Annotated in this window: 8 protein-coding genes and 1 pseudogene; 5 read left to right on the top strand and 4 right to left on the bottom strand. The window is 35.8% G+C overall.

What is annotated here, in order from left to right:
- Positions 1-1,284: 1,284 nt before the first annotated feature.
- Positions 1,285-1,884 (bottom strand): DUF4126 domain-containing protein, encoded by a 600-nt coding sequence (locus F6K27_RS29665; protein ID WP_287279522.1) that lies wholly within the window; start codon positions 1,882-1,884, stop codon positions 1,285-1,287.
- Positions 1,885-2,966: 1,082 nt separating this feature from the next.
- Between F6K27_RS29665 and F6K27_RS29660 the strand changes: the two genes are divergently transcribed.
- Both F6K27_RS29660 and F6K27_RS29655 read left to right on the top strand, forming a co-directional pair.
- Entirely contained in the window at positions 2,967-3,302 is a 336-nt protein-coding gene (locus F6K27_RS29660) for a hypothetical protein (protein ID WP_287279521.1), read from the top strand.
- Between the two features lie 200 nt (positions 3,303-3,502).
- Positions 3,503-4,444: pseudogene (locus F6K27_RS29655) on the top strand (sigma-70 family RNA polymerase sigma factor); the annotation flags it as partial.
- A gap of 40 nt (positions 4,445-4,484) precedes the next feature.
- On the opposite strand, the gene F6K27_RS29650 reads toward F6K27_RS29655, so the two are convergent.
- Together F6K27_RS29650 and F6K27_RS29645 are read right to left on the bottom strand one after the other, a co-directional pair.
- Positions 4,485-4,652, bottom strand: a complete 168-nt coding sequence (locus F6K27_RS29650) for a hypothetical protein (RefSeq protein ID WP_161564358.1) — start codon at positions 4,650-4,652, stop codon at positions 4,485-4,487.
- Positions 4,653-5,730: 1,078 nt separating this feature from the next.
- Positions 5,731-6,462 carry a VWA domain-containing protein gene (locus tag F6K27_RS29645; RefSeq protein WP_124143577.1) on the bottom strand — a complete coding sequence of 244 codons (732 nt, stop codon included), beginning with the start codon at positions 6,460-6,462 and terminating at the stop codon, positions 5,731-5,733.
- A 923-nt stretch (positions 6,463-7,385) separates the two neighbouring features.
- Here F6K27_RS29645 and F6K27_RS29640 point away from each other — a divergent pair.
- A complete protein-coding gene (locus F6K27_RS29640) occupies positions 7,386-7,565 on the top strand; it encodes a hypothetical protein (RefSeq protein WP_287279519.1) in 180 nt (59 codons plus the stop codon).
- 27 nt (positions 7,566-7,592) lie between these two features.
- Positions 7,593-8,018: a Uma2 family endonuclease gene (locus F6K27_RS29635; protein WP_287279523.1), complete on the top strand. Its 426-nt coding sequence runs from the start codon at positions 7,593-7,595 to the stop codon at positions 8,016-8,018.
- Between the two features lie 959 nt (positions 8,019-8,977).
- On the opposite strand, the gene F6K27_RS29630 is transcribed toward F6K27_RS29635, so the two are convergent.
- Positions 8,978-10,342 carry a lipid-A-disaccharide synthase-related protein gene (locus F6K27_RS29630; protein ID WP_287279518.1) on the bottom strand — a complete coding sequence of 455 codons (1,365 nt, stop codon included), beginning with the start codon at positions 10,340-10,342 and terminating at the stop codon, positions 8,978-8,980.
- A 661-nt stretch (positions 10,343-11,003) separates the two neighbouring features.
- Here F6K27_RS29630 and F6K27_RS29625 point away from each other — a divergent pair.
- Positions 11,004-12,815 carry a serine/threonine-protein kinase gene (locus F6K27_RS29625; RefSeq protein ID WP_287279517.1) on the top strand — a complete coding sequence of 604 codons (1,812 nt, stop codon included), beginning with the start codon at positions 11,004-11,006 and terminating at the stop codon, positions 12,813-12,815.
- Positions 12,816-13,543: the final 728 nt, after the last annotated feature.

Genomic DNA, 13,543 nt, shown 5'->3' with positions numbered 1-13,543 from the left:
GCATCCTTAAAACTTTAACCTTTAGCGATCGCCTAATTTATGAAAAATACAGCTCATACAGTTACTTTTATGTTACATTATCAATATTTATGTAATATGTAAAGATGCCAGCGCTCATTGCTATAAAGTTGTTTTCTTGTGTAAATAGGACTTATATCATGTTCCGTTGAATACTTATACAGGACTTACTGAGGAGTCAGGAGTCAGAAGTCAGGAGGGAAGAAAGGAGGAAAGAAGAAAAGTCAAGATAATTTCAGTATTTCTTCGGTACTGTCAGTTCTTAAATTTTATTTATAACTGACCCGTCCGCAATTCATAGCTCCCCTGGAGGAGGAACATGATATTATACCAAGCGTGAAAAAAGAATGTTATGAATAATTTGAGTAATTAAAAGACTTTTTTGGAGATGTCCCTTTGACAAAAAAGATAATTTATATCATGTCCGGTAGCATCGGTATTGTATAGAAAAGGTAGGCAACAGGCAACAGGCAACAAACAGGAAGGCAATTGAGCAAGAAAAAAACTTAAATTTCCTGTAAATATCCACGCTAACTTTTACACAAACGATACCAACGGACATGATATTATGCCCGAAAAAATGGTATTAAAGCCGTTTCCATACGACTCCTGACTCCTGACTTCCCTTCCTGGGAGGGGGAGGGGCGAGGGGTGGGTTGACTCCTAAGAAATATCCTAGCTATTTCTAGCAAACATTTATCAATTTGGTATTATGCATGAAGTAGGAAAAACTAGGATTTGAGATTGCTTTCCATTCCGGACTGCTGCGCAAACCCTATCGGTCGCTTCGGACAAAAATACGTTGCAGGTGCGTAAGTCCTAGTAAATTGTCAACTAATATCATGTCCAGATAAGAGCGCGATCAAAAAACTTTCTCCTTCTCGTCTTCTTTTTTCCCTCCGGAATTGGTGAATCAAGGGATGAAACTTTTGGGAGAAGTTCAATAATGGATAATTGATAATTACCTCTTCCTTTTAGGGAGAGGATTGAATAAAAGGAAAATATTTTCTCTCTTGGTCGATTGGATATGGCGACGAGACCCGTTCTTACAGACCCGCTCCGAAGATCGACCGCTTGTTTCTCCTTTAAAGGAGAGGATTTTTACCTTAATTATTCGGTAAATCCAATTGAATGTTTTTTACACTTCCTATGTTTCCCAGTCTAAAATTCATCCTGCACTCTATGCAACGCTTTCCCTCCTCAATTCTGACTCCTGACTCCTCTGTCATTTATTTATAACTGTTTAACCGGACATGGTACAAGTCATTACTCCATTTCTGTCGGTGGTATTTCTGTATTATTTTTTTGCCTCAACTTTCGATGCAAAGTTTTCACCCCTGATAATAGTAACCCAATCACTACAAATACGAGGAAAGCTGCAAACACTGGTACAGAAATCGCCAAAATTGACAACACCGAGGAACTTAATAACTCCATTGTGGAAACTCCAGGATTTGCAAATCCTCCGGTGAGAGTTGTAGATGCTAATCTGGTCACATCTGTTAAACCTTGCACTGTTCCCGCAGCACCCCCTCCCACGACCGCAGCGATCGTCCACTGTAGCATTGGACTCATGTCACTCACAAATGAACTTGTGATGATTGTACCTGCGATAACTGCTGTTGGAGTGGCGACAAGATCTAGTAGTTCATCTACCCAAGGAATATAGTAAGCTGCAACTTCTAAAAATGCACCTACTCCGAAAGCTACTGTTGCTTGTGGGGTGCCCATCCAGGCAAAATCAGAAGATATTTGTAAATTTCCTGACTGTGCTGCAATACTCATTACTAAAGGAGGTACAAATATGCGAAAACCACAAGCTGCACTTAAACCTACACCTAGACAAATACCTAATAAAGTTTCCATAATTTTATTCCTAATTTTTCCTCATAAAAACTGTTAATTTTGCTGGTGATTATTTAATAATTATTCATTACTTCAATATTTTTTCTGCTGATTGCAGATGTATAAATATATATTATCAAGATTGACAAATTATCTTTTAATGTTAATGTTGAAAACTATTTTTAAACTCAATATAAATACCGCACTGTTCAAGATGGTAAGGTACAGTTTTATAGCAGAAGGAAGAAGGCTTTAGTTATCTAGGAGAGAAAGAAAAATCTTGCGTTGTCTGAGTTTTAAGCTTTTGATATCTCAAATATAGTAATGGCGACTGCTATACATTCATCTTTATTTTCTCTTCCCTGTTGCCTATTATACCATTTTCCAACAAGAATGTTATGAATAATTTGAGTAATTAAAAGACTTTTTTGGAGATGCCCTTTTGACTAAAAAGATAAGTTCTGACCTAAAAAATAATATCAAAGCCATTCATTCTGTACGTCGCCAATCCGAAGTCTCCCCTACCTGACTCCTGACTCCCTCTCCTGGAAAGGGTTAGGGGTGGGTTGACTCCTAAGAAATAGCCTAGCTATTTGTAGCAAATATTTATCAAGCTGGTATTATCCCATAATTTTCATCTCATGCTGTATAAATAATCATCCTAATTGTTTCCTTTGCATATCAGTCAAGATGATCAAAATTTGACATATAATTTTAAATATGATATGGACATATAATCTTGATTGATTGCCTACAAACATGATAATATCAAGAATTTGAAAATAAAAATTGACATACAAGAAGATATATGATATAAGGAAGTATAAATTCATCAAGCTCTTTGATGATAGTGATAGGTATGATTAAGCGCGATCGCTAATTATCTTAGATCGGTGTAAAGTTTTACTTGAATTGAATCTTGGAATAACTAGGGAAAAGTAAGCAATCATTCTCAAAAACCACAACTATCTATTCATAAAACACAAACAAATGTTTCTTATAAATTTACCAAGCTTGAAAAAAACAGACAGAATAACGCTTTTAATCGCAATATATTAAAGACTCAACATATTAACATAAATTAATTGTGGAGACAGATGATAATGATAGGGCATTCATTAGAAATAGACGATCTAAAAAAAATTAATAGCCCGAAAAAAATAGTAGCTTTGTTTAACAAACTTGGCTATAATTTACAACTGGAAAATTTAGAGATTGAACAGCTAGAATTACCAACTTCTTGCAGTGGATTTATTGATAATGTTTACAAAATTCATAGCGATGAAGAAGGTAGTTTAGAAATATTTTTGTTGGAGTTGCTACAAGCAGAATTTCAAACAAACCGTAAACTTCAAGAAAAAATAATAACTATTTCCCAAAATATCCCTAAAAGCAAAAAAAAAAATTACTCATTTGTACAAAAAACTATCATCAGTTAGTAATAGTTGCTCTTCAGACAATAGAAAATATAAGTATCACAATTAAATGGTGGTTAATTGACTGTAAAAATCCTACTTATTATGATACTTACTGGCTAGAAAATATAACCCGAAATGATTGGGAATCTACAGAAGAATTTACCAATAAAGAACCTGCTGAACGTAGCTACGACCAAGATTTAGAACCGCCAACCGCAACATTTACTGAAGATTCCATTCAACTTTATCACAAAGAAATTAATAAAATACCTCGCTTGCGTGCTGAGGAAGAAATTAATTTAGCTCATCAAATTGATGAATTATCAGCTTTAGAACAAATTCGTGAAAATTTAGAGAAACAACTCAAGCGATCGCCTAATGAAACAGAATGGGCGACAGCTGCAAAAATCAGTACATCAGAATTGCGCGATCGCCTCCAGCAAGGTAGACAGGCCAAAAATAAAATGGTCACAGCTAATCTGCGACTGGTGACATCAATTGCCAAACGATATCAAAACCGTGGATTAGACTTCCAAGATTTACTCCAAGAAGGTAGTTTAGGATTAATTCGTGCCACAGAAAAATTTGACCATACAAAAGGCTATAAATTTTCTACTTATGGTATTTGGTGGATTAGACAAGCTATTACTAGAGCTATTTGTGACTATTCTCGGATCATTCGCTTACCAGTTTATCTCTATGAAACCATTTCCCAAATTAAGAAAACAGTTAAACAGATGTCAATGGAACGTTGTCTGCTTACTGCTGAAGAAGTCGCTACACGCATGGAAATGACCACAGAGAAATTACGATTTATTGTAGAATGCGCTCAAGAAACGTTATCTTTAGAGATTCCTATAGGCAAAGGAGAAAATACCATCTATAAGGAAGTGATCGAATTTGATGGAGAAACACCAGCAAAATATGTCTTTGAAAATTGCCTACAAGAAGATGTAGAAACTGTTCTCAACACTTTAACTGAACGGGAAAGAAATGTCTTACAAATGCGATTTGGATTGGATGATGGTCAAGAAAAAACCCTGAAAGAAATCGGTGATACTTTTAATTTAACGAGAGAAAGAATTAGACAAATAGAAGCTAAGGCATTGAAAAAGTTGGAAGACCCAAAACGTAATCGTATTTTGAGAGAATATCTTCTTTAGGAAATAATGTGGTGTTAGTTCAGCAACACCCACATCATCATTATTTTTGCTCAGGATGGTTTATTTCATCTGTCTGAGATGGCTTTGTAGTGTTCTGCTCCGTTTTAGTAGGTTGACTAGATTTCATTAAACCAGAACCATGCCACAGAAAACTGACAATCATTATTTTAGTTAATGCATTCAACTGCTCTAACTTTTCTTTGTTCATTGGTTGATTGATATAATTAGCATGAATTTTGAGTCAATATTTATTCTTTACAAAAATTAACAAATCTTTCAATAGATATGCTGATAAATCCGGTCAGGGTAATTACTTAATTTAGAAAATTGATTATGGAGCGATCAGCTTTAGTACCATAGAATTACAAATAAGTATTTCAGCACACTTTGACATAATTAATTAACTACTACATTCTGCTTCAGTCTTAATACATGAAATTTCGGATGAGAATAAAATTGACAATTCTATTTTTCCGTATTTTTACTGAAATAACTGTGATTTATATTCTTGATTTAATGTGACTTATAGTATATATACTATGTGATTTAAAACACAATATAAATTTTATCTAAAAGGTAAGAAAGGTAAGAAATGTATAAATTAATATCAAATTAACTCAGCAATTTATAGCAATCCTCTTCATGGTTTTGTAGAAAATATTCACAGCATTATATAGCAATCAGGAATGATTTATGAGATGTTTAATAACAATTAATACCAATCAAAATCCTTTTATATTCTGACTCCTGACTCCTAATTAATACTAAAATATTACAACTGAAATATGATTGCTATAGTATGAGATAATAGGGGTAAAAATTTCATAATTTCATCTATAAATTTAGAATTTTTTACAAAAATTGCACAAATTTATAAATATCAGAATAAATAAGTAATGAGTAGTCAGTATTTAGGAGAAAGTCAATTCAGTTAACCTACTGCCGGAGGAACTTTCCTATGGGAATCCTGCGTAAAGGTTAACAATTAGCCTCTTTACAGAGGAACTACGTTATCAGTACCTCCTGCAATAGGGAAGCGAGAAGATGCAGAATTTTCTTTCTCTTGGTTGATTGGATATGGCGAGGAGACCCGTTCTTGCAGACCCGCTCCGCTAACGACCACTTTTTATCCTCTTAAAAGGGCAGGGTTTAAACCAAAATTTTCAGTAAAGAAGAAAAGTAGTCTAACTTAGATTGTGGTGATAAAACATCTTCGCACTATCAATAGTGAGGAATTAAATTCAGAAATATCTTCCTTCTTCCTTCTTCCTGATTCCTTCTTAATATTAAGAAGCAAAATATTTACCATATAAACTTGGATATCTTTCTTTTATCCAACCACCTAATCCTTTTCTTGGATCTCCCTCAAGTTGACGTTCAAGAGCAGCAATAATACCCTCATCCATTACCTCATCTATTAAATCAAAAATAAAGATATTACAATCTTCTCCTCGTCTAGATTGAAATTTATTAGCATTCAAATCAATTCCTAAATAAAAATCTATTGCTCCCTCTGTCTCAATATCACTACCTACACCAATCATTAAAATTTTAATCTCATCTTGACTATTGATATTAGAACAAGTTTTTCCAATAACATTAATAAATTCTTTACTATCATCAATTTGACCATCAGTATAGATAATTATAAAAGCACCTTTATCATCAGTTCTATTAGAAAACCACTGAGATACTGCCTCATTTAAAGTAGGAGCAATATAAGTAGAACCACCAGGTCTATTTTCTTTAAAAGCAGCTTGTACTTGGGCAGCATCTCTAAGGTAAATAGTTTTAGTCGGTTGTTGATTTCGATTGAAAAAATATAAAGTTACCTCATCACAAATTATTCCATAATCATCATCTTGCTCTGACAGAATTTCAAAGACATGACCTTGTACAGTTTCTTGAAGATATTGCCAACGATTTTTGTTTCCTGTAGTAGCATCAGATATTGTCATGGAACCACTACGGTCTATTAAAATAAAAACATCGCGATTGTAAATTTGTGGAATTGGCATATTTTTATCCTTTGGTAAGATTAATTCAGCAGGTTTTTGATAACTTATATTTTTGCAGATATATCTACATATTTCTAATATTTTACCAAACTTTGCTACTATAAAAGATATCAGTAAATTAATTTATTTCATCCTACGTTCATTAAAATTAACAAAACTCAAAAAGGTAGTAAAAATCATCACCGTTGTTGAGAAAAGCATCATAAAAAAAAGGAAAAGTCTTTAATTTTTTTGACTCTAGTAATATAATATCCGGTTGAATATTTACATCAGTTTTCGAGTTTTGGAGGTACAAAGTTTTATGCTTTTAGGGAACAGATCAAACTGGATCTGAGAGCTGGGAATGAATAAGAATTATGGACTAATCTTAAACTGTACTTCACTATCCTAAAATTTGCTGTATAGCAGTCGCCATTACTGTATTTGACATATCAAAAGCTTAAAATTCAGACAATGAAGATTTTTCCTTCTTCCTTCTGCTATATCATAATCTATTAGGAGAGAGTTGGAAGAATAGGAAGGATATTTGCTCTGGGAAAAAAGAGAGGTTTTTCGTTCGACTGCTATGCTATAGGCTAATTAAGTATAGCAATACTTTTGATAATTGGTATTAGTCCCGTTAAACAGACTTGATATACAATTTTTAGTATGGTTTTATATTAGACATCTCCAAAAATCAAAAATAAAAGCAATTCTGATCTATAAATTGTCAATTATTTATTCCTGTTCCCTGTTCCCTCTTTTCTGGAGATGTCTATTAAGATCAACATTTTCTTTCGTATACATCTGTACTATTATTGATAATAAAAAATAGAAATTATCATTAAAACTATAGTGCTATACTAAATATCTAAATATAATGTGAATAGCTATAAGGATGGGTTAAGTTATAAACATTTAAGTTAAGTAAGAGGTTATTTGTAATGACATCCTCCACTGCAGCAGAAGTTATTTATCCAGAGAGTGACGGTTTACCTGTTGCTGATAACACAATTCAATTCCGTTTGATTACTACTATTGTTGGGGGTATTGCTGGTATGTATAAAGACAACCCCAATGTGTTTGTTGTCGGAGACTTATTCTGGTATCCCAAACAAAAATAACCTTGGGTAAAACAAACTCCTAATGTGATGGTAGTTTTCAGTCGTCCTCAAGAAGATAGAAGTTCCTATAAACAGTGGGAAGAAGATAATATTTCACCACAAGTTGTGTTTGAAATTGTTTCTCCTAGGAACAGTATTACTGAACTGGAAGTAGCAAAACTAGAGTTCTATTCAGAATATAAGGCGCAACAGTATTATGTTTATGACCCAGACACAGGGAGATTAAAAGGATGGTTGTGTCGAGGAGAAGTTCTCACTCCCATAGAAGTGATGGAAGGTTGGATAAGTCCTCGAATCGGAATTCGCTTTGAAAAAGAGGGTAGGGAATTACAAATTTATCCACCCGATGGAGAACGTTTTGCCACTTATGTAGAAATTCTCGAACAAAAGGAGCAAGCAAGACAAAACGCCGAACGAGAAAGACAAATAGACATAGGCGTGAAAAAGATATAGACTTTTTGCACATAGCAGGCAACAGGCAACAGCTCCCGAAAGCAACAGGGAATAGATTTTTAGGAAAAAGGTACGAAAAATGATTTAGGGAACTGACTTTTACCGATAAATTGTGGGTATGCGCCTCCCCTTTTAAGGGGAAAAAAGAAAAAAATTTTTCCTTTTAGTCAATCCTCTCCTTGAAAAGAAGAGGTAATCATCAATAATTAATAATTAATAATTAATTATTAATTGTTGAAAACTCTAGCTGATGCTAAATAAAGGGTAAGTTTATTTTCACCAGATGTCTAATAGCTCAACAAGAAAGACAAAACGCTGAAGGAGGGGCAAATGCACGTCAACAAGCTCAACAAGAACGGAACTTAATTGCTCAACAGCAACAAGAAGCTATTCCTCGGTTATTGAGCATGGGTTTAACTACCAAACAAGTTGCAGATGCTCTTTCTTTACCTTTAGTGGTAGTAGAGAAATTCAGAAATTTGGAGATTTAGTTAATTTCAAAAAAATTTTTTACTCTTCTGCTGGCAAGGGTTAGTAATATCATGTCCGGATCAGATCGCGATAGGACTCCGTTCCGCGCTCCGCGTTTTCGGTGCGGAATGCTACGCTTGACCTGTCGCGTAGCGTTAATGTGCGTTGTGCGCCAGCTAAACAAAAAAATTTCTCCTTTTTCTCCTCTTCTTTCTTGCTTCTTTCTTCCCTCCTGACTCCTGACTCCTTCATCGTTTTATTTATAAGTATTCAACCGGACATGATATATAGCAATGTGCGCTGACATATCCACAAATTGCAGGAACTGTCCAATAGCTAAAAGTCTTATATTATTTCTTCGGAATGCTCCGCAAACAGCTTTTTATTCTCCCTGTTGCCTCTCTTGGTGCGCATTCCCTTGCGACTGGCGTCGTCGCGGGGTCGCACCGCTGTTGCCTGTTGCCTGCGCGCAGCGCTATAACTTTTGCCTACATCCATTTCAACCCCATTAAAAAATCAGCAATTCTCTGAGCTGCACCCGGTTTACCCATTCTCTGAATCCCATTTTTAGCAATTAATTGTAGTCGGTCTGGATCGTTCAACAGAGACTTAACCGCATCTACAACTTCTCTGGGGTGCTTGACCAAAGTCACAGAAATTCCTAAAAGACGACTTTGAGCTTCCGCAAAAGTAGATGTAAATTGAGGGCCATTGCCAGGAATAGCGATCGCTGGTTTCCCCAGACCAACAAACTGTTCCGTAGCAGTACCTGCCATAGCAATAGCTAAATTTCCCCGATGCACAAATTCTGGAAAAGCTTGTCGGTCTAAAATCAGACTAGCATTTTTATTCTGAGAAGTTAATTTCACAGGAAACTGAATACTTCCCTCTCCAGAAAAAAAGGTTGGTACAGGACTATCAACTGGCAGTTGTAAAATACTGTTCTGAGTATTAGTTCTAATCTCTCGTTCAGTCTGCCAATGATAAGAATTGAGGAGTGTAATAAAAGGTTCTAAGCTTAAGTTAGGAGCGATCGCCCCCAGAAACAAAAATTTTTGCTGTGGAAAAGTTTCTACTAACCCTACAACCGCTTGAATAATAATTTCCCAATTCGCATAAGCTTCTGGAGAACGAGACCCAGGTAATAAAGTAATCGTAACTTGATGCTGCATTCCTAGTATTTCTGCATCAGAGCGATACATTGACAGCAGAGAATTTTCCAACTCTACACCATCCATCATCGGGTTTCCCACATAATAAGCTCGAATTGACTTTTTTCTGAGTATTTGTGCTGTTAGATCGTCTCTAGTAAGTACCGCTCTACACTTACTCCTACTCATTAACCAACATTCCCAAGGAAAGTAAACCGAACCTGACCAATGCTGAAAACTTTCTACCCAAGACTTGGACGGAAGTTTCCCAGTTTCATCTCGGATCAAATATTCTGATTTAGCAGTTCCTAAAAAAGCATAAGGTGCTCCACTCAACCAAGCAAATAATAAAGGTACAATATCACCAACTGCAAAGATAACTACTTGATGACCTAATTTAGTTTCGGAACTTACCCAATATTTTAATGCCTTGAGTTGAGTAAAGGTCATTTTTAATAAACCACCTTTGACATCTTGCCATAACTGTTGCCCATCCATATAGATAAATCCACCAGAAGGCATTCTTTGTCGGGGACCAATAATTGAGAGACGAGGTATTTTGGTATAAGCGTATCCTTCTCCAACTATAGGCAAGGCAGCAAGACTAGGAGGAAGAGGATATTTTTGTAATTCTTGTAAAATTTGAACTGCGATCGCGTCTTCCCCATGACCATTACTAAGGCAAAGTATCTTCAAAGTCATAGTTGCTGAATTAGTGTATGATATTAATCTTAATTTTTTAGGAGTCAGGAGTCAGGAGTCAGGAGTCAGGAGGGAAGAAATAAGAAGAAAGAGTAGTAGAAGAGAAAGTTTTTTGTTCGCGCTCTTATCTAGTGGTTTATTTCATTAATTTTGATGGGTAAGTGAATTCTCCAAATTATGAAAAATAAGTCATTGTGGCAATTTGCAACCCTTTAGAACTAATGAAATGGACTACTAAACATGATATCATACCTCAAATCACTAACGCCCAAAATTAAAACTAATAGTTCGTAATTGAAACACCCTGAGAAGTAGTAGAAGTTAGGATACTATTTAGCATATCTATTAGCATTCAGCAGAAGGAGTCATCTTCTCAGAAGTCAGGAGAAAATTCTGACTACTGTCTAAAGTTAAACTCCTGAATTTCACTAGCTTATAGTTTAAGATAGACAGGACTTACGGATGAGGTAGGAAAAATTAGGATTTGAGATGGCTTTTTTATCGATCACAATGACGAGAATACTTTGTACTGCGTAAGTCTTGATAGATAAACCACATACTCGCGTACCACAACCCTCCCCAGGATGTTCCATGGAATGTCCCTACTTAAAATAAAAACTACTGTAATTCACTAAGATCTAGAGAAATTGGGAAATAAATAATGAATATATTGAGAAACTTACAAGGGGACAAATATACATTAGAACAAGAATTAGGAAGGGGGGGTTTTGGTATTACTATCAAAGCTACTCATAATTATTTAGGACAACCCGTAGTTATTAAGACTCTCAATGAGTCTCTACGTCAACATCCCAACTTTGAGGAATTTCAAAGGAAGTTTCAGGATGAGGCCAGAAGACTCGCTTTGTGTGTCCACCCTAATATTGTCAGAGTCAGTGATTTTTTTGTGGAAGATGGTCAACCTTACATGGTGATGGACTATATTCCGGGTACAACTTTGGCAGAAGTTATATATAGTGGACAACCTCTACCAGAGGCGATCGCCGTGCATTATATTCGTCAAGTAGGAAATGCTTTGATGGTGGTGCATCAAAATAACTTACTCCACCGAGATGTTAAACCCCAAAATATTATGCTACGTCAGGGTACTAAGGATGTCATCTTAATTGACTTTGGTATTGCGCGGGAATTTATTGCTGGTAAAACTCAGGTTCACACTAATTTGGTTTCTGATGGTTATGCTCCTCCAGAACAGTATTTTGTTCAAGGAAAACGTACCGCAGCAACAGATGTATATGGTTTAGCTGCAACTCTCTATACTTTATTAACAGCACGACTGCCAATAGCAGCAATGAACAGAGCGCAACAAGAAATGCCTACTCCCAGAGAGTTACAGCCTCAACTTAGTGGTACTGTTAATCAAGCAGTGCTAAAAGGTATGGCAATGGATATTCAATACCGACCTGCAACTGTGGAGGAATGGCTAAAAGATTTATCAAATTCTAGCACAACTGATTTACATTCAACTATCCAGGTTGTACCTCAACAGCATCCAGCTCATAATGTGGGAAATGGAAAAATTGCTACTACAAATATTCCTCCTATACAAAGACCTAAAGGAATATTGATGTGGGGTATACTCGGATCGATCGCTACCCTAACAGTAGGAACATTAGCAGCAATAGTGTTAAATTCTCAGCCCCCTGAGACACCACCTATCGTTCAAACTCCTACACCATCTCCCACCGTTAGACCATCAGATATTGCTCAAACTCCTATATCAAAACCAATTGTAACTCCTACACCATCTCCACAATCTAATGATATGGAGCAATTGCCCAATTTTACTCCTACCCCATCACCATCACCATCACCATCTCCTGTTCCTGCTATAGTCAGACCAACCCCTACTCCTTCACCTCCAGTAGAAAAACCTACACCTATACCACCTACGGTTGAGCCAACTCCAACTTTAACTCCAACTCCAACTCCAACTCCGGTTCAACCTCCCCAAGATTCAGTTCCTGACATACCTATAGATTTAATATTGCCAGATAATATTCCTTCCGATCCTATTGATAATTCTACTATTAGGGATCGGTTGCCGATTATTCGTGGCTTACCTCCAGGCACATTAGAAAGTAAAGTAATAGAATTATTGGGAAAACCTACAACAGTTAAAGAGCGTGGCTATTGGCCTAATACTAGGGCTGTAATTTATGATTTACTTCCTAATCAAATTACTTTAGGCTATATATATGATCGAGATTCTCGTCGCTTAAGACAAACTGAGTTGTCTGTGGCAGATGGTATAGATGACCTAATGGTAAGAACCGCTTTCATTAGTATGTTGAATTGGAGAATTACTCCAGAAATCAAGCAAGGATTACAGGATGTGCGAAACCGTAAAATTAATCGCTATGAGTTTAAAACAGGTAATCTCGAAGGTTTAATTGAGCGTAGTAGGAATGATCTTGTCTATATCGGTGTTTGGGAAGATGATTTACATTAAGAGGGAGTAGGGAGTAGGGGAGATTGAAGTAATTATTAGAAATCTCCAAAAATCAAAAATAAAATCAATTATTATCTATACATTATCAATTATTCCCCCCTGTTTCCTGTTTCCTGTTCCCTCTTTTCTAGAGATGTCTATTGATTATAGAACCCCTAAGCGTATCTTCATAAATATTAAGTTTTTTGAGCTAGGAGACAGGAGACAGGAGACAGGAAACAGGAAGCAGGAGACAGGAGACAGGAGGTAAGAGGTAAGAGGTAAGAGGTAAGAGGTAAGAGGTAAGAGGGTAGATGTGGGGAGAAATAATATAAAAAATTCAACACTCCTTGCTGATGATTGTTCCTCACTCATTGATGCGCGAAAAGACTTGACTACCATAATTATATAGACCTCAAATGGGTTCTATAAACCAATACAGTTGAGTTAAGGATTTTTTTGGGCAGTTCTGTAATCTCAAAAGCTTATCTAATGGTTCCATACCTTATGAGTTTTGGTCTTATCTGTTTGGGCAGCATTCCGTAGGAAACCGTATTGGATTATAAACACAACATATTATAGCAATGAGCGCTGGCATCTTTACATGTTACATAGATATTTGCAATGTAATATAAAAGTAACTGTATGAGCTGTATTTTTCATAAATTAGGCGATCGCTAAACCTTAAAGTTTTAAGGATGTCTGTAATGGTATTGATAATTTACAGTTTATAGCTTGAAATTGTTTAC

Source organism: Okeania sp. SIO2F5 (assembly GCF_010692685.1).
Taxonomy (GTDB): Bacteria; Cyanobacteriota; Cyanobacteriia; order Cyanobacteriales; family Microcoleaceae; genus Okeania; species Okeania hirsuta.
This window is presented reverse-complemented; position numbering and strand designations above follow the sequence as displayed.